Genomic DNA, 16280 nt, shown 5'->3' with positions numbered 1-16280 from the left:
CGGCAGGCGGCGTTTCGCTGGCACGCGACGACCGCGCTCCGGCGATCCTCGGAATCAGGATACCTCGAGTCCCTCGAGCGCTCCCTTCGCGCGCCATTCCCGGAGCACGACGAAGAACGCCTCGAAGCCTTCGGGATAGAACCCGGCCAGCCAGCCCTCGGTCTCGCCCACCTTGCCCTCGTCGTTGAAGTAGCCCGGGGTGCAGCTCGCCTGCATCGTCTGGAAGTCGTTCCCCTTGTCGATCTCGGCGCACCAGGCGTCCTCGGCGGTCTGCGTCGTCTCGACGGTGGTGGCGCCTCGGTCGAGGGCCTCGTGGATGACGTAGGCGAGGTGCTGGGCCTGCTCCTCGATGGTGTGGGGGATGTTCGGCGTGAGCCCGCTCTGGAACCCCATCATGAAGAAGCAGTTCGGGAAGCCCCGCGTGAAGAAGCTCTGATAGGTCGACGTCCGGTCGGCCCACTTCTGGCTGAGCTTCAGTCCCTCGCGACCGATCACCTCGTAGCCCGCGCGGCGCGTGTAGTTCTGGCTGACGTCGAAGCCCGTCGCGAAGATCAGACAGTCGAGCGCGTATTCCTCGCCGTTGGCGACGACGCCTTGCTTCGTGATCCGCTCGATCCCTTTGCCCTGGGTGTCGACGAGGGTGACGTTCGGGCGATTGAAGGTCGGCAGGTAGTCGTCGTGGAAGCACGGCCGCTTGCAGAGATAGCGGTACCACGGCTTGAGCGCCTCGGCGGTCGTCGCGTCCTTCACGACCTCGTCGATCCGCCCCCGGATGCGCTCCATCTTCCGGAGGTCGACGCGCTCCGCGATCTCCGCGATCTCCTCGGGCGAGAGCGACTCGGGATCGGGGTGGTTGCCGAGGATTTCGTAGAGGCCATTGGTGAGCTCGGTCCAGCGGTCTCCGACGAGGTCCTCCTCCTGGGGCGCGCCGTCCATCAGGATGTGGAAGTTGTCCATCCGCTCCCGCTGCCAACCCGGTTCGAGCGTGTCCGCGAAGCCCGGATCCGTCGGTGCGTTGTCGCGGACGTCGACGGTGGAAGGCGTCCGTTGGAAGACATGGACCTGGCCCGCATCGCGCCCGAGGTGGGGCACGGCCTGGATCGCGGTCGCCCCCGTGCCGATCACGCCGACGCGCTTGTCGGCGAGTTTCGTGAGTCCACCGGTCGTGTCTCCGCCCGTGTATTCGTAGTCCCAGCGGCTCGTGTGGAAGGTGTGGCCCTCGAAGTCGCCGGCGCCGGGGATCCCCGGGAGCTTGGGCTTCGAGTAGGGGCCGTTGGCCATGCAGACGAACCGGGCGCGGATCCGATCGTCCCGGTTCGTCGAGACGATCCAGCGGGCGGCGCTCTCGTCCCACTCGAGGCCGCGCACCTGGGTCTGGAAGAGGGCGTGGTCGTAGAGGTCGTAGTGGCGTCCGATCGCCTGGGCGTGGGCGAAGATCTCGGGGCCGTGGGCGTACTTCTCGGTCGGGACATAACCGAGCTCTTCGAGGAGCGGCATGTAGACGTAGGACTCGACGTCGCACTGCACCCCCGGATAGCGGTTCCAGTACCAGGTCCCGCCGAAGTCGCCGCCCGCCTCGATGATCCGGAAGTCGTGGATCCCGGCTTCCTGAAGGCGGACGCTCATGAGCATCCCGCCGAAGCCGCCGCCGACGATCAGGACGGTGGGTTCCTCGTCGACGGGGTCCCGGGTGAAGCCCGGCTCGACATTCGGGTCGATGTCACTGTGGGTCCCTTCGCTCATCAGCTCCTGGAACTGCGACGAGCCTTCGGTCTTCAGGCGCTTGTCGCGCTCCTGGCGGTACTTCTCGCGCACGACCTCGAGGTCGGGCAGGTCGTTCAGGGCGGGATCGGCAGGGTTCATTTCGATCGTTTCCGTCGTTGGGTGAGAAGAGGTCGGGCCTCGTCCGGCATCAGGCAGACGCCGAAGAGCAGGGCCTCGAACGCGTCGAGGGCGAGTCGCTGGGCGTCCGGCGTCTCGGTTCCGGACACGATCCGTTCGACGTAGGCGAGGTGGATCTCGGTGATCGCGTCGGCCATCGCGTCGACGGGCAGGTCGAGGCGGACCTGGCCCGAAGCGACGCCGAGCGCCAGGCAGTCCGCGATCTGCGATTTGAGCGTCGCGTTGGTCCGCTCGACGATGTCGCTGTAGGAAGCGAGAAGGAGTCGGCTCTCCTTGGCCAGCAGCCCGCGCAGGAGCGCGTGCCGCCGGGCGAACTCGAGGGAGACGCGGTGCATGCGGCGGAGCGCCTCGGCGACCCCGGTCTCGGATCCGTTCGCGTCGCTTCCGTTCGCGGCGGAGAGCTCGGCCACGAGCTCCTCGTTCCAGCTCTCGACGAGTCGGCTGATCACGACCTCGTAGAGATGCTCCTTCGACTCGAAGTAGCGGTAGACGAGGGGCTTGGAGACCTGGGCGGCGGCGGCGATCTCGACGACCGTGGTCTTCTGGAAGCCGAGGGTCCCGAAGCAGGTCTCGGCGGCCTCCAGGATCCGGCGGTAGGCTGCCGTGTCGCGGGGCGGATATTGCTCGTGGGCCGATGACGGGGTCATAGTCGAAGTATACTCTTAGAGTATAGATAGTAAACACGCTCCCGAGAGATCGGAGGAGCGGGAAAGGAAGGTCGGATGAAGGGAATCGTTTTCGACGGAGAGGCGCTTCGCGTCCGCGACGGGCTCGAGGTCCGCGCGCCGGGGGCGGGCGAGGTGACCGTCCGGATCGTCAATTCCGGCGTCTGCCGGAGCGATCTCAGCGTGATGAGCGGAACCATCCCCTTCGAGATGCCCGTCGTGCTCGGACACGAAGGAGCGGGTCTCGTCGAGGAGGTCGGGCCCGGGGTGACGAACCTCGTCCCCGGCGACCACGTCGTCCTCTCGACCCTCGGGAGCTGTGGGACCTGCGCCCACTGTGATCGCGGACGGCCCACGATGTGTCGCTCCACCTTCGGCCACCGCCCCACGCCGTTCACCCTCGACGGCATCCCGCACTACGCCTTCGCCAACGTCTCTTCCTTCGCGGAGGTCACCGTCGTGAAGGCGACGCAGGCGGTACCGATCCCCAAGGAAGTGCCCTTCTCGTCGGCCTGCCTGATCGGCTGTGGCGTCCTGACCGGCGCCGGTGCCGTGCTCAATCGGGCCCGCGTCGAAGCCGGCGAGAGCGCGGCCGTGGTCGGCGTCGGCGGGATCGGACTCAACTCGATCCAGGCCCTTCGACTCGTCGGCGCCGACCCGATCGTCGCCATCGACGCCAACCCGGCCAAGGAGGCGATCGCCCGGCAGTTCGGCGCGACGCATTTCGTGGACGCGAGCGAGGGGCGGGTCGCGGAGGCGGTGAAGGACGTGACCCGCGGCGGTGCCGACTGGGTCTTCGAGTGCGTCGGGAGCAAGCCGGCTCTCGAGGAGGCGATCCGCTATCTCGATTGGTCGGGCAGCCTCGTGATCCTCGGCGTGACACGGGCCGGGACCGCGATCGAGTACCTCCCCGAAGAGATCTTCCTCGACAAGTCGATTCTCGGCTGTCGCTACGGCGCCAGCCGTCCCCAGCGAGACATTCCGCGCTATGCCGAGCTCTATCTCTCGGGGCGGCTGCTGCTCGACGAGCTGATCACGGAGATCTATCCCATGGACCGGATCCAGACCGTGATCGACGACATGGAAGCCGGGCGGCTCGCGCGCGGTGTCCTCGACTTCGGTGTGCAACAGGGAGGTGGATCGTGACGACGAAGATGGAAGCGGATCCGCGAATCGATCCCCGATTGAAGGCGGCGATGGGCGCCTTTCCGACGCAGCCGCGGCCCGACGCGGAGAGCCGGGAGGCGCTGGTCGCCGAGGCGAACACGCCGGAGGCGCTGGCGGCGGCCGAGGCGGTGAAGGTCGGGATGGACGCGATCGACTCCGAGGAGATCGCGCCGTCGAAGGGGCTCGTGACCGAGGAGCATTCCTTCGTGTCCGACCCGGACGGCAACACCATCAAGATCCTGCTGATCCGTCCGGCAGAAGCGCCCGCGCGACCCGGCGTGGTCTACTTCCACGGCGGCGGGATGCAGACCCAGTCCTGCTTCGACGGGATCTATCGCGCATGGGGCCGGACGATGGCGGCCCAGGGCATCGCCGTCGCGATGGTCGACTTCCGCAACTGTCTCGTCGCCTCCTCGGCGCCCGAGGTCGCGCCGTTTCCGGCGGGCCTCGACGATTGCGTTTCCTCCGTCCGCTGGGTCGCAGCGAACGCCGCGAAGCTCGGGATCGATCCGAGCCACCTCGTCGTCGCCGGCGAGAGCGGGGGCGGGAACCTCACGCTCGCGACCGGGATGCGCCTGGCTCGCTCCGGAGAGCTCGGGCTGATCCGCGGCCTCTATGCCCTCTGTCCCTACATCGCCGGCCGCTGGCCCCAGGACCGGTTCCCGTCGTCGGTCGAGAACAACGGGCTGTTGATCGATCTGCACAACAACCGTCCGGCGATGGCCTACGGGATCGAGGAGCTCGAGTGCGAGAACCCGTTGGCCTGGCCCGCCTTCGCGAGCGAGGACGACGTCCGCGGATTGCCCCCGACGGTGATCAGCGTGAACGAGTGCGATCCGCTCCGCGACGAGGGGATCGAGTTCTATCGCACGCTCCTGCGCGCGGGGGTGTCCGCGCGCTGTCGACAGGTGATGGGGACGATCCACGCGACCGAGCTCTTCCAGATGGCCTGCCCCGACATCAGCCGGGAAACCGCGGCCAGCCTGGCCCAGTTCGCGCGGGACGCCTGACCGCGTCGGATCCGGGTCTTCGCTGCGCGACGCCTGACTCGCGTCGGCTTCAGAGCGCTCCGCGCGACGTCCGACTCGCGTCGGCTTCAGGGCTCTCCGTGGGACAAGGCGCGGGTCGTTTCGACGAGCGGGCCGCCGACCGCGGCGATCCCGTCCGCGTCGAGGGCGCGCGCGAAGACCTGCAGGCTGATGGCCACGCAGACCTCGCCGTGGCGGTCGAAGACCGGCGCCGTGATGGTGCTGATGCTGTGGGGCTGACCATCGGACTCGCTCAGCTGGAAGGAGGAGCGGCCGAGTTCGCCGATCGTCTCATGGAGGCGTTCGCGCAGCCGCTCGGAGTGGGGCTGTTCCGCGAGGTCGGCAATCAAGCCGCCGAGGCGACGTCGACTCGGAACCTCGAGGGCGACGCTGTAGCCCCGCGCGCGGACGCGCTCGAGGCTCTCTCTCGCCCGTGCCTGGTCCGCGGGCGCCGGACTCCCGCGTTGGAGCCATTGGTCGACTGCCTCCTCGGAGCCCCAGGCCGCGAAGACGGAGACGAGGGGCGCCATGATCGGGATCCGCTGGCCGACCTCCGGCGGATCGATCCGCGCGCGTCGCGGACCGGCGCGGGCGATGCAGAGCGCGTCCGAGCCCGCGCGGACGAGCGCCACCGCGCCCATGTCGAGGGTCTTCGCCAGCTTGCCCATCTCGACCCGGGCCTCGTCGACGATCGGATTCTCGCGTAGGGCGGCATCGCCGATCGCGACGAGCGCGGCACCCAGGGAGAAGGTGCGCGTCTTCGGGTCCCGGCTCAGGTAGCCGCATTCCGTCAGCGCCATCAGCAGGTTGTGGGTCGAGGCGGGGTTGATCCCGAGCCGGCTCGACAGCTCCGAATAGGAGAGGGGCTCGTCGGGGTGGGCCGCCAGGAAGTTGAGCAGATCGGCGGCGCGGGTTGCAGAGAGCGCACGTCTGGACACGATCTCCGGATATTACGATTGCAACGAGAAAATCGCCATTGCAATAGATCGAGGGCCCGCACGTTCGCCAGAGTCGTCGAGAACGGCGATTCCCCGCCGCGGAGGACGGAGACCATGGACGCGAACGTTGACGCCGCCTTCATCCGCCGGGCCGTCGAGGCCTCGGACCTCGCCGCCTTGCGCGTGGCGCTCTATCAGGCCACCGGCGACCCGGAGCTCGCCGCCTTCGGTCCGGTCGCGACCCTCGACGACGCCGATCGCAAGCGCCTCGAAGACCGCGCCGCGCACCTGCTCGAGACCCGCGAAGGTCCTTTCGAGCGCCGCGTCCCGTCGGATACGGAGCTGCGTTCGCTGATGGATCTCGTGCTCGGCGTCCCGACCCGGGACGAGCACTTCGAGGTCCGCAAGAAGTTCCTCGCCTTCACGCCGTACCCGTTCCAGTTCACCCGACCGGAGGGTGCTGCGCCGGCTCCCGACGGCTTCGAGGTCGCGATCATCGGCGCCGGGCCGGCGGGGATCGCGACGGCGGTCCAGCTCGAGCGCCTCGGCGTTCCCTATCGCCTCTACGACCGCCGCGACGAGCTCGGCGGGACGTGGAGCGTCCACAAGTATCCCGACATCCGCGTCGACACGCTGAGCATCACCTACGAGTTCAGCTTCGACGACGAGTATCCCTGGCGCGAGTACTTCGCGCGAGGCGAGGACGTGCGCGCCTATCTCGAGTTCATCGCCGAGAAGTACGGCGTCCAGCCGAACATCGAGCTCGGTCGTGACCTCGAGCAGGCCCGCTTCGACGAGGACACCCATCGATGGCAGCTCGCCTTCCGCGGGGCCGACGGCGAGCGCGTCGAGCGCGAGGCCAACCTCGTCGTGAGCGCGGCCGGGGTCTTCTCCAAGCCGAAGCTTCCCGACATTCCCGGGATCGACGCCTTCCAGGGCACGATCCTCCATCCCACGCAGTGGACGAGCGAGCACGACGTGCGCGGGAAGCGCGTCGCCGTGATCGGTAACGGGTCGACGGGCGTCCAGCTCCTCTCACGGGTCGCCGAGGACGCCGAACACACGACCGTGTTCCAGCGCACGCCCCAGTGGATCGCTCCGCGTCCGAACTACGGACGTGCGGTCGAGGCGGAAGTGCGTTGGCTGCTCGAGAACCTGCCCGGCTACTGGAACTGGAGCCGCTACACGTCGATCATCGGCCTGATGACCTGGCACGAGGACTTCCTGATCCCCGATCCCGAATGGGAGAAGCAGGGCGGTCACATCACGCAGAAGAGTGAAGAGCTCCGGGAGTTCATGATCGGCTACATCGACGAGCAGATCGGCGATCGTCCGGACCTGCGCGAGCACCTGATCCCGGAATACGCCCCGATGGTCCGTCGCCCGGTCGTCGACAATGATTGGTACAAGACGCTGACCCGCGACGACGTCGCCCTGGTCGCGTCCGGGATCGAACGCGTCACGCCGACGGGGATCGAGACCGCCGACGGGAAGCACCACGACCTCGACTTCATCGTCTTCGCGACGGGCTTCGAGGTCGATCAGTTCCTCTGGCCCGCGCAGTACGAGGGCGAGGGCGGGACGAAGCTGCGCGAGTACTGGGGAGCGAAGAGCCCGCAGGCCTACCTGGGGATGATGGTCCCGCAGTTCCCGAACTTCTTCATGATGTACGGACCGAACTCCCAGCCGGTCTCCGGCGGGATCTCGCTTCCGTCGTGGTTCCAGATCTGGGCGGCCTACCTGGCGCAATGTCTCCACACGATGTTCGAGGAGGGGCACGCGACGGTCGGGGTCCGGCAGGCCGCGTACGAGAAGTACAACGCCGACGTCGACGCAGTGGGGGCGGAGCTCGCCTTCATCAAGGACACGAACTCCGTCGAACGAAACTACTACGTGGACGGTTCGGGGCGCCTCGTCGTGAATACCCCCTATGAGACCGCCGAGCTCTACGCCATGATGAAGAAGCCGAACCGCGACGATCTCGTGTTCGGTTCCTGAGAGCCGAGGCCGCGGGAAGAAGCGAATCGATCCGCGTACCCGAGAACGGAGAGAGCACGATGACCGAGAAAGACATCCGAAACGAGAAGCGACGGGTCATGAAGTTCCGGGAGTGCTCTGCGCCCCCGATCGACGATCACGAGGCGACGGTCCGCTGGCTGCGCGATCGAGAGGTCATCAAGAACCTCTATCGCCGCTATGCCTACGGCGTCGATTCGATCGACATCGATCTCGTCCGGACGGTTTTTCATCCGGACTGCGAGTGCGTCGGCACGGCGGAGTCCGGCAAGCTCGACGAGTACCTGGAGGGGATGATCGACGCTCTCCACGCCTGGGACGCCTCGATGCACTTCGTCGGGAACCAGTACGTGGAGATCGACGGTGACAAGGGCTTCGTCGAGAGCTGGGTGGTCGGGTACCACATGGAGGCCCCCGACAGCCCGCTCGAGCACCTCGTGCTGGGGCTCCGCTACCAGGACGATCTCGTCCGGGTCGGCGACGACTGGAAGATCATCCGCCGCGAGACCGCCAAGCAGTGGCATACGGGGGTCTTCCCGCGGCCCTTCATCGGTCCGGCGCCGTACCCGCGGCCGGGACACGAGTCGAAGTAGGGCGCATCTGCCATCCTTCGGGGCTGGGTGCGGAGCCTTCCGCGCCCCCCTCGAAAGGAGAAGCCTCCATGCGCATCGTCCAGATCGTCTCGCTCGCGGTCGTCGCCGTCGGGCTCGTCGTCCTGCTCTCGGCCCCGATCGGCCCGCTCCCCGGCGTCTTCATCGGCGGAACCGACACGCCGCCGCCGGCGACCTGGCCGGACACGTCCGGGGTCGACGAGATCCGTCTGAAGGCCCCCGGCGCGATTCCGCGCGTCGTGATCATCTGGGTGATCGACGTCGCCGGCGAGCTCTACGTCGTCGGCATGAAGGAGAGCGGCTGGACGAGGCGGATCGGCGACGGCGCGCCCGTCGAGGTCCGGATCGGGGACGCGACCTACGCCATCGAAGCGAGGCTGGTCGAGGAGGGCGGCGAGGCGATCCTGACGGCGTACGCGGCCAAGTACGAGCCGAACTATCCGGACATCGTCGCCGGCCTGCCGTCGATGCAGGACGCGCCGGAGGTCGCCTCGATCTATCGGCTCGATCGCGGATAGGACCGCGGGAGGGCCCGAGAGAGCCGGCGATTCGCTCAGCGGCGGCGTGCGAGCTCTTCCCGGATCTCGTCGTAGCGCTCTCGCGTGAGACGCAAGCGCGTGACGAGGACGGCGGTCGCAACGTAGAAGACGATCAGCCCGGGGCCGGCGAGCAGGCCCAGCGAAAGGATCGTCTCCTCTGGCACGGCCTCGATCGCGGCGGCGTCTCCGGAGGGGAAGCCGATCCACTGCAGGGCCGAGAGGCCGACGAAGTTGCCGAGGCCCGACGTGCACTTGCCGGCGAAGCTGAGGGCCGACATCACCACGCCCTCGTGCCGCTCGCCCGAGACCAGGGCGACCTCGTCGGCTACGTCCATCAGCATCGAGCTGCTCAGGATCGCGATCTGGACGGCGAGAAGCATGATGACGGCGGTGTGTCCGATCACGAAGACGAGGATCGCGGTCGTTCCGTTCTCTGGAGCGAGGCCGAAGACGCGGGCCAGGACTGCGAGCGGCGCCCAGACGATCAGGACGAGGATCAGTCGGATGAAGGTCATGCGCTTGTCGCCGATCAGGAGCGTGAGGCGACGCGCGACGAGAACGCCGATCACCACGGGGACGACCGTCACTCCGGCGAGGATCGCCATCTGGTCGGAGTCGAAGCCCCAGAACCACGTGGACATGTAGACGCTCAGGACCTCGGTCACGCCGACGGCGGTCTGTGAGATCACGGCGGCGCCGAGCAGGATCCGGAGCGAGTGGCTCTGGAAGGCGGCGCGCAGGCCGTCGAGGAAGCGCCGCGCGCTGAAGCGAGCCGTCGTCTCCGGCGGGCGTAGTCTCGGGATGACCGAGCGGGTCCCGAACGTGCCGATCCCGATCGAGGTCGCCACGACGACGGCGACGAAGGTCCCGAAGGCGGGAAAGTTGTCGAGGTCGAGGCGTCCCTCCGCGACCGCCGTCCGATCTTCGAAGAAGAAGAGCCAGCCGATGACCTGGAGGGCGATGCCGCCGCCGAGTCCCATCGCCCATCGGAAGGCGGTCAGCGTCGTGCGTTCGTCGTAGTGATCGGTCATCTCGGGCCCGAGCGCGTCGGCGGGCACCTTGTAGAGGGTCAGACTCAACCGTGTGCCGATCGAGAAGGCGAGCAGCCAGGCGAAGAGCGCCTCCTCGCCGAGTCCGGCGGGCGGCGAGAAGAGCAGGAAGAAGCAGAGCGCCATCGGCAGGGCCGCGCAGATCATGAAGGGATGGCGCCGTCCCCATCTCGACCGGAAGTCGTCCGAGATCGAGCCGACGAGCGGGTCGCTCAGCGCATCGACGAGGAGCGCGATGAGGAGCGCCAGGCCCGACATCGTCCCGGGAAGCCCGAGCACCGTCACGTAGTAGAGCCCGAGGAAGACGTCGAAGCCGGCGTTCTTGCAGCCGTCGGCGATCGCGCCGACGCCCCAGGCGGTCTTCACACGGGTGGGGATCTGCTTGTCGGAGGGCGGCGGGAGAACCATGGTCCGAGCCACCCTACCGGGCGCGGTCGCGGGTGGGAAGGTGCCGGACGGGAATCGGTCGATCGGTGGCGAGGGCTGTGCGATGGTCGGGAGGCCCGGACAAGGAGATCTCCATTGAGCTCGGATTCTGCCGCGGCGGCCGTCGCCTGCCGCGTCTTGATGCGGAGCGCGGCCGCCGGTGTTCTTGCGACCCGGTCGGTCGCCGTCGACGGCTATCCGCTCGGCTCGGTCGTGCCCTTCGTGCTGACGCCCGAGGGCCGCTGCGTGGTCTACGTCAGCCGGATCGCCCAGCACACGAAGAACTTCGAGAAGGACTCGCGGGCGAGCCTGACGGTCGTGGAGGCCGACCTTTCCGGGGGCGACGGAGATCCGCAGGCGTTCGGTCGCGTGAGCGTACTGGGGGACGCGCGTCGGCTCGAAGGGGCGGAGCTCGAGGCCGCCCGCGAGCGCTACGCGCGCTTCTTCCCGGAGAGTCGCGGCCACTCCGGCGTCCACGACTTCGACTACTGGGCGATCGACCCCGTCCGCGTCCGCTACATCGGCGGTTTCGGCGCGATCCACTGGGTCGAGCGCGACGAGTTCTGTCTGCCCCCCGCAGAGTGGCAGGCGGGGGAGCCCGGAATCGTGCAGCACATGAACGAGGACCACCGCGACGCGATGGCGCTGATGTGGAAGCAGATCCGCGGAGGCGAGCCCACGGGCCGTGACGACGAGCGCGAGCCCATGATGCTGGCGAGCGATCCCGAAGGCTTCCACATGCGGTGGGGCGCGGAGACGGCCTACGTGCCCTATGCGAAGCGCTGCGAGACCGCCCTCGACGTCCGCAAGGAGATGGTCCGCCTGACCCGGGAGGCGCGCGCCGCCACGGCCTGAACGGCGTGTGCGGGCGCCGAGGTGGTGCCCGCTATCGTGTGCGTATGCGCCAGGACCCGATCGACTACATCGCGCGCACGCGCGAGCAGTACGCGGCGCTCGGCTATCCGCCCTACGCCTGGGTCGAGAGCGACGCGCCGCCGGCGTTCGTCAAGCCCGATCGGCCTGCGCGCGAGTGGCGGGTCGGGCTCGTCGCTTCGGGCGGGATCTACGCCGTCGGGCAGCCGGCGTTCCACTTCAAGGACGACCTGAGCTTTCGCGCGATCGCGACGGACACGTCGAGCGATTCGCTTCGGATCACCCACTTCGCCTACGACCTGACCGACGCGCGCGAGGACCCGAACGTCGTCCTGCCCCTGGCGCCGCTTCGCCGTCTGGTCGAGGCCGGAGAGATCGGATCGCTCGGTCCGCATGCGTACACCTTCATGGGCGGCATCTACTCCGCGCGCAAGGTGCGCGACGTCCTCGCGCCGGCGATCGCCGACCATCTCGAGAACGACGAGGTCGACGTCGCATTGATGGTCCCCGTCTGACCGGTCTGCCATCAGTCCGTGGGACTGATCGCGAGGGAGGTCGAAGCGCGGGGAATCCCGACGGTGTCGCTGTCGAGTGCGCGCTCGATCACGGAGAGCGTCTTCCCGCCGCGCGCCGTCTTCACCGACTACCCCCTCGGTCGGACCGCGGGCAAGCCGAACGATCCCGCTTCCCAGGAGGCGATCGTCCGCGCCGCCATCGAGCTTCTCGCGCAAGCGGAAGCGCCGGGCGAGGTGCGCACTCTCGATCTCCGCTGGGCGGCGACCGACGACTGGAAGGACGGCGTGATGCGCCCGAAGCCGGCGGAGGGCGGATCGGGCGGGGCGCAGGCGGAGGACGACCGCGCCGAACGAACCGACGTTCCCCAGTACCAGCTCGAGGCGGACCGTGAAGCGGTCGAAGCGAACTGCCCGACCTGCTTCGTTCCCGAGTCCGCGCGTCCCTAGACGGGACGATCCCCTGCGACGACGACGCGCAACATCTCGCGCCGATGGCCGGCGTAGTCGTTGAGGGCGTAGTGCTGGGTCGAGCGGTTGTCCCAGAAGGCGAGGGTGCCCGGGTTCCACTTCAGGCGCGTCACGAACTCGTCCCGGGTCGAGTGCTCGACGAGCTCGGCGCGGAGCGCGATCGACTCCTCGGTCGGGAGGCCGGCGATCCCGACGACGAAGCCGCCGTTCACGTAGAGGATCTTCTCGCCGGTCTCGGGATGCGTCCGGACGATCGGATGGCGGACGCGACCGGTCGCCTGCGCGACGTCCTTGGTCTTCGTGCCTTCGGACTTGCCCTCGGACCGACCCTGGTAGAAGCCGCCCGGGCCGTAGATGTGTTCGGCGGAGTGCTCGGCCTCGAGGTCCCGGATCCGCGCCTTCGTCACGTCGGGAAGCGCTTCGTAGGCGAGGACTGCATCGGCGAGCAGCGTGTCGCCGCCGACCTCCGGGACCTCGACCGCGTAGAGCATCGTCGCCATCGCGGGCTCCTCGTAGAAGCTGACCTCCGAGTGCCACCCGCCGCCGAAGTTGTGCTTCTCGTCCGGCTCCTTCACGACGGCGATCACCTCGGGATGGCCGGGCACGGCTTCGATGAAGGGATGGCGGTCGAGGGGGCCGAGGGACGCGCCGAGATCGCGGAGCGAGGGCGGGTCCAGATCCTGGTCGCGCGCGACGACGAGGCGGTGTTCGAGGAGCAGCTTGCGGAGCAGGGCGGCGTCCTCGGGGCGCGTCGCCCGCGAGAGATCGATGCCGCGGAGCTCGACGCCGAAGGCGCCTTCGAGGGGAGTGACTTCCATGGGCGGGGCGCTCCGAGTGTGGGCTCGGCGGGAGGCTATCGCGTCGTGGGGGCGGCGTGCTCGGCGAGCAGGCCCTGAAGCACGATGCGCGTGTGCGCGCGGAGCATCGTCTCGAAGTCTCGGGGTCGGTACCCGGGAACCCGTCGCGCAAGGGCCTCGGGGACGCCGGGGGCCGGCGTGGCGCTCGGCCAGGCGCCCGCGATGAAGAAGCCCAGGAAGAGGACGAACTGCTCGGCGTCACCGGCCGTCAGGTCGGGGAGGGCGCGGACGATCGCGTTGCCCGAACCGAAGACCCGCTCGTGGAACCGCTGCTTGAACTCCGCCACGCCGTCCGGACGGACGTTGCGCTCCATGACGGAGTAGATGGCGCCGTAGAGCGTGCAGAGGCGGGGGCGCGCCACAGTCGCATCCGCGAAGACCCCCGTGACCGCGGCGACATCGCCCGAGTCGGCGAGGGGGACCAGCCCGGCCTCGATCGCGTCCATCCAGGCCCGACTCTCGGCGAGGGTCAGCTCGAGGAGAATCGCCTCGCGGCTCTCGAAGTAGCGGTAGCAGTTGGCCTTCGAGAGCCCAGCGCGTCGGGCGATCTCGGAGAGGGTGGCGCCCTCCACGCCGGCCTCGTCGAGCAGCGCGACGGTCGCGTCGAGGATCGCGCGGCGTCGCTCGGCCTTCTGCTCGGGGCGGCGGGCGCGCTGCCAGGCGGCGTCGGGCCGGCTCTTTGCGGTTTCAGGGGCCATTGGTCGGAAGCGTAGCGGTCTGCTTGACAAGAGACCAGTGGTCACTTAATAAGAGACCGATAGTTTTCTACTGGTCGACAGGCAACGGACGCCGAGGAGGGATGCATGGCGAGCAAGACCGCCTGGATGACGAGATGGGCAGGCCTCGCGCTGGCGGCGGTCGGTCTCTCGGGCTGCAAGTCGGTGCACGCGGAGCTCTTCGTGCCGGCCTCGTCGGCGGAGGTGTGGTCGGTGTTGATGGCCGGGGACGAGTACGGCGCCTGGAACCCGGTGCTCGTCGAGGTCGCGGGGACGTTTCGCGAGGGGGCGACGATGTCCTACCAGATGATGACTTCGGACGGGACGGCGACGCCCGTCGACGCCGAGATCGTGAAGCTCGATCCGGAGCGCGAGCTCAATCAGTACGGGGGGTACCCCGGGATCCTGACCTTCGACCACCACTGGATCCTCGAGCCGGTCGAGGGCGGAACGCAGGTGACCCAGCACGAGGACTACGCCGGCGTGGGCGTTTTCTTCTTCGATTCGGACTTCTTCCAACAGGCCTACGAGCGGGGACTGGAGGCCTTGCGAGAGCGGGTCGCGAATCCGGCCGCGCGTTCCGACTGAACGCGCGAAGACGAATCCAGAAAGGACGGCACGTGGAAAAACGAACGCTGGGCGCGCTCCAGGTCGGCGCGATCGGACTCGGGTGCATGTCGATGTCCGGCATCTACGGCCCCGGCGACGAGAAGGCCGGCGAGGAGACCCTGCTTCGAGCCGTGGACCTCGGCGTCACGCTCTTCGATACGGCGAACGGCTACGGCGGTGGGTCGAACGAGCGGTTGCTGGGGCGCGTCTTCGCGCCGATCCGTGATCGCGTCACGATCTCGACCAAGTTCGGCTTCCTCTTCGCCGACGGAAAGGCGCCCGTCCTCGACGGACATCCGGATCGCGTGGCGGATCGCTGTGAGGAATCGCTCGAGCGACTGGGCGCGGACTACATCGATCTCTACTTCTTGCACCGGCCGGATCCCGACGTTCCGATCGAAGACACCGTGGGCGGAATGGCGCGTCTCGTCGAGGCAGGCAAGGTTCGCCACCTCGGCCTCTGCGAGGTCTCGGGGGAGACCCTCCGGCGGGCGCACGCGGTCCACCCGATCGCGGCGGTGCAGTCGGAATACTCGCTCTGGACACGCGATCCGGAAGCGGGCGTGCTGGCGGCCTGCGAGGCGCTCGGCGTGGGCTTCATGCCTTTCTCTCCGATCGGCCGGGCGATCCTGACCGGCGCCGTCGGCGAGGATGCGACGTTCGAGAAGGGCGACATCCGCGGCGTCATGCCCCGGTTCCAGGGGGAGGAGTTCGAGCGGAACCTGGAACTGGTCCGAGGCCTCGAGGAGGTCGCCGACTCGCTCTCGGCGAAGCCGGGGCAGGTCGCGATCGCGTGGCTGCTCGCCAAGGGCGATTCGATCGTCCCGATTCCGGGGACGAAGAGAGTCGCGTACCTGGAGGAGAACGTGGCGGCGGATTCCCTCGATCTTTCTACCGACGTCGTAGACGCACTCGACTCGCTCTTCGCGCCCGACCGCGTCCATGGCGATCGCTACGGGGACCGGATGGGCTGGCTCAGATCGTCCGATTTCTACGTGAACAGAACGTGAGCGGATCGTCGCGGCTCGCCGCCAGGGAGGAGAAGATGGAGAAGGCAAGACAGGTCGGATTCATCGGCCTCGGCGCCATGGGCGAGCCGATGGCACGGCATCTCCTGCGCGGGGGATTCGCCGTGGCGAGCTGTGCGAACCGGAGCCGAGACGCGTTCGAACGACTCGGCGCGGAAGGACTCGATGAGCGGGAGAGCCCGGCCGCCGTCGGCGCCGACGCAGACATCCTGATATCGATCGTCTTCGACGAGGCCCAGAGTGACTTCGTCCTGCGCGGAGACACCGGCGCGCTCTCGACGATGCGGCCCGGCTCGGTCGTGATCGTGATGAGCACGGTCTCGCCCGGCTATTGCCGTGCGCTCCGGGACGAGGCGGCGGAGCGTGGGATCCGCGTGCTTGACTGCCCCGTGAGCGGTCTTCCGTCCGGCGCAGAGGCAGGGACGCTCTCACTCATGATCGGGGGCGCCGCCGAGGCGATCGAGTACTCCCGCGAGGCGCTCGAGACGATGGGGACGGTCCTGCACTGCGGCGACGTGGGGATGGGGCAGATCGTGAAGGTCGGGAACAACGCGATGGTGATCGGGACGCTCGGGATCCTGCTCGAGGTACGCGAGATGGTGACCGCCAACGGGATGGACTTCGAGGTCTTCAAGCAGATCCTGAACCAGTCGACGGGGCGCAGCTTCGTCTCCGAATCGATGCCGCTTCCGAAGACGTCGACGGTCCGGATGGCGATGCCGCGGAAGGACCTGGGGATCGCGCTCGCGGCGGGCGAGTCGACCGAGGCGCGAATGCCGATACTGACGACGTGCTTCGAGGAGACGCTGCTCGAGCCGGAGGGCTGACCGCGCGATCCGACGCGCGGTTCGCCCCCAGGGACTCGACTTCGAC

Annotated in this window: 17 protein-coding genes; 11 read left to right on the top strand and 6 right to left on the bottom strand. The window is 68.3% G+C overall.

The features are described from left to right. Positions 1-54 precede the first annotated feature (54 nt). Positions 55-1863, bottom strand: coding sequence for an NAD(P)/FAD-dependent oxidoreductase (locus NXI30_23445; protein MCR9097189.1), 1809 nt, complete (start codon positions 1861-1863; stop codon positions 55-57). Then, on the bottom strand, positions 1860-2549 hold the full coding sequence (locus NXI30_23440; GenBank protein ID MCR9097188.1) for a TetR/AcrR family transcriptional regulator: 690 nt from the start codon (positions 2547-2549) through the stop codon (positions 1860-1862). The genes NXI30_23445 and NXI30_23440 overlap by 4 nt, the downstream gene beginning before the upstream one ends. A 75-nt stretch (positions 2550-2624) precedes the next feature. On the opposite strand from NXI30_23440, the gene NXI30_23435 reads away from it, so the two are divergent. Next, a complete protein-coding gene (locus NXI30_23435; protein ID MCR9097187.1) occupies positions 2625-3713 on the top strand; it encodes a Zn-dependent alcohol dehydrogenase in 1089 nt (362 codons plus the stop codon). Continuing rightward, entirely contained in the window at positions 3710-4744 is a 1035-nt protein-coding gene (locus tag NXI30_23430) for an alpha/beta hydrolase (protein ID MCR9097186.1), read from the top strand. The genes NXI30_23435 and NXI30_23430 overlap by 4 nt, the downstream gene beginning before the upstream one ends. An 86-nt stretch (positions 4745-4830) precedes the next feature. Here the strand turns inward: NXI30_23430 and NXI30_23425 are convergent, their stop codons facing one another. Continuing rightward, the gene (locus NXI30_23425; GenBank protein ID MCR9097185.1) at positions 4831-5700 is read right to left on the bottom strand and encodes a helix-turn-helix domain-containing protein; all 870 of its coding nucleotides are present in this window, start codon (positions 5698-5700) and stop codon (positions 4831-4833) included. Between the two features lie 114 nt (positions 5701-5814). Here NXI30_23425 and NXI30_23420 point away from each other — a divergent pair, with 114 nt between their 5' ends. The 3 genes from NXI30_23420 (at position 5815) to NXI30_23410 (ending at position 8845) form a co-directional block, all read left to right on the top strand. Further along, on the top strand, positions 5815-7698 hold the full coding sequence (locus tag NXI30_23420) for an NAD(P)/FAD-dependent oxidoreductase (GenBank protein MCR9097184.1): 1884 nt from the start codon (positions 5815-5817) through the stop codon (positions 7696-7698). 59 nt (positions 7699-7757) lie between these two features. Further along, on the top strand, positions 7758-8309 hold the full coding sequence (locus NXI30_23415; protein MCR9097183.1) for a nuclear transport factor 2 family protein: 552 nt from the start codon (positions 7758-7760) through the stop codon (positions 8307-8309). Between the two features lie 68 nt (positions 8310-8377). After that, the gene (locus NXI30_23410) at positions 8378-8845 is read left to right on the top strand and encodes a hypothetical protein (GenBank protein MCR9097182.1); all 468 of its coding nucleotides are present in this window, start codon (positions 8378-8380) and stop codon (positions 8843-8845) included. A gap of 35 nt (positions 8846-8880) precedes the next feature. Here the strand turns inward: NXI30_23410 and NXI30_23405 are convergent, their stop codons facing one another. After that, positions 8881-10323 (bottom strand): MFS transporter, encoded by a 1443-nt coding sequence (locus NXI30_23405; GenBank protein MCR9097181.1) that lies wholly within the window; start codon positions 10321-10323, stop codon positions 8881-8883. A gap of 114 nt (positions 10324-10437) precedes the next feature. Between NXI30_23405 and NXI30_23400 the strand changes: the two genes are divergently transcribed. The 3 genes from NXI30_23400 to NXI30_23390 all read left to right on the top strand — a co-directional run bounded on the left by NXI30_23400 (position 10438) and on the right by NXI30_23390 (position 12176). After that, positions 10438-11196: a DUF2470 domain-containing protein gene (locus NXI30_23400; protein MCR9097180.1), complete on the top strand. Its 759-nt coding sequence runs from the start codon at positions 10438-10440 to the stop codon at positions 11194-11196. Between the two features lie 44 nt (positions 11197-11240). Further along, a complete protein-coding gene (locus NXI30_23395) occupies positions 11241-11729 on the top strand; it encodes a glycine/betaine/sarcosine/D-proline family reductase selenoprotein B (GenBank protein MCR9097179.1) in 489 nt (162 codons plus the stop codon). A 63-nt stretch (positions 11730-11792) separates the two neighbouring features. Then, the gene (locus NXI30_23390; GenBank protein MCR9097178.1) at positions 11793-12176 is read left to right on the top strand and encodes a hypothetical protein; all 384 of its coding nucleotides are present in this window, start codon (positions 11793-11795) and stop codon (positions 12174-12176) included. Here NXI30_23390 and NXI30_23385 read toward each other — a convergent pair. Together NXI30_23385 and NXI30_23380 are read right to left on the bottom strand one after the other, a co-directional pair. Further along, positions 12173-13015, bottom strand: coding sequence for a TauD/TfdA family dioxygenase (locus NXI30_23385; protein ID MCR9097177.1), 843 nt, complete (start codon positions 13013-13015; stop codon positions 12173-12175). The two genes, NXI30_23390 and NXI30_23385, sit on opposite strands and share 4 nt — an antisense overlap. Before the next feature lie 35 nt (positions 13016-13050). Further along, complete coding sequence (locus tag NXI30_23380) at positions 13051-13752, bottom strand: TetR family transcriptional regulator (GenBank protein MCR9097176.1); 702 nt, start codon at positions 13750-13752, stop codon at positions 13051-13053. Between the two features lie 105 nt (positions 13753-13857). Here NXI30_23380 and NXI30_23375 point away from each other — a divergent pair, with 105 nt between their 5' ends. Genes NXI30_23375 through NXI30_23365 form a run of 3 tightly spaced genes read left to right on the top strand, consistent with a single transcriptional unit; the run spans position 13858 to position 16234 of the window. After that, a complete protein-coding gene (locus tag NXI30_23375) occupies positions 13858-14358 on the top strand; it encodes an SRPBCC family protein (protein ID MCR9097175.1) in 501 nt (166 codons plus the stop codon). 32 nt (positions 14359-14390) lie between these two features. Then, positions 14391-15389 (top strand): aldo/keto reductase, encoded by a 999-nt coding sequence (locus tag NXI30_23370; protein MCR9097174.1) that lies wholly within the window; start codon positions 14391-14393, stop codon positions 15387-15389. Positions 15390-15424: 35 nt separating this feature from the next. Further along, positions 15425-16234, top strand: coding sequence for an NAD(P)-dependent oxidoreductase (locus NXI30_23365; GenBank protein MCR9097173.1), 810 nt, complete (start codon positions 15425-15427; stop codon positions 16232-16234). Positions 16235-16280: the final 46 nt, after the last annotated feature.

It is taken from the genome of bacterium (assembly GCA_024742285.1).
Classification (GTDB): domain Bacteria; phylum Myxococcota_A; class UBA9160; order UBA9160; family UBA4427; genus UBA4427.
Note: the sequence above shows the minus strand (reverse complement) of the source record. Positions and strands in the feature narration are given on the sequence as shown.

Bases quoted from the DNA above. Each gene is read 5' to 3' on its own strand.
- NXI30_23440 (MCR9097188.1), bottom strand. From the start codon at position 2,549: ATGACCCCGTCATCGGCCCACGAGCAATATCCGCCCCGCGACACGGCA.
- NXI30_23410 (MCR9097182.1), top strand. From the start codon at position 8,378: ATGCGCATCGTCCAGATCGTCTCGCTCGCGGTCGTCGCCGTCGGGCTC.
- NXI30_23395 (MCR9097179.1), top strand. From the start codon at position 11,241: ATGCGCCAGGACCCGATCGACTACATCGCGCGCACGCGCGAGCAGTAC.
- NXI30_23385 (MCR9097177.1), bottom strand. From the start codon at position 13,015: ATGGAAGTCACTCCCCTCGAAGGCGCCTTCGGCGTCGAGCTCCGCGGC.
- NXI30_23375 (MCR9097175.1), top strand. From the start codon at position 13,858: ATGGCGAGCAAGACCGCCTGGATGACGAGATGGGCAGGCCTCGCGCTG.
- NXI30_23420 (MCR9097184.1), top strand. From the start codon at position 5,815: ATGGACGCGAACGTTGACGCCGCCTTCATCCGCCGGGCCGTCGAGGCC.
- NXI30_23405 (MCR9097181.1), bottom strand. From the start codon at position 10,323: ATGGTTCTCCCGCCGCCCTCCGACAAGCAGATCCCCACCCGTGTGAAG.
- NXI30_23365 (MCR9097173.1), top strand. From the start codon at position 15,425: ATGGAGAAGGCAAGACAGGTCGGATTCATCGGCCTCGGCGCCATGGGC.
- NXI30_23435 (MCR9097187.1), top strand. From the start codon at position 2,625: ATGAAGGGAATCGTTTTCGACGGAGAGGCGCTTCGCGTCCGCGACGGG.
- NXI30_23445 (MCR9097189.1), bottom strand. From the start codon at position 1,863: ATGAACCCTGCCGATCCCGCCCTGAACGACCTGCCCGACCTCGAGGTC.
- NXI30_23380 (MCR9097176.1), bottom strand. From the start codon at position 13,752: ATGGCCCCTGAAACCGCAAAGAGCCGGCCCGACGCCGCCTGGCAGCGC.
- NXI30_23415 (MCR9097183.1), top strand. From the start codon at position 7,758: ATGACCGAGAAAGACATCCGAAACGAGAAGCGACGGGTCATGAAGTTC.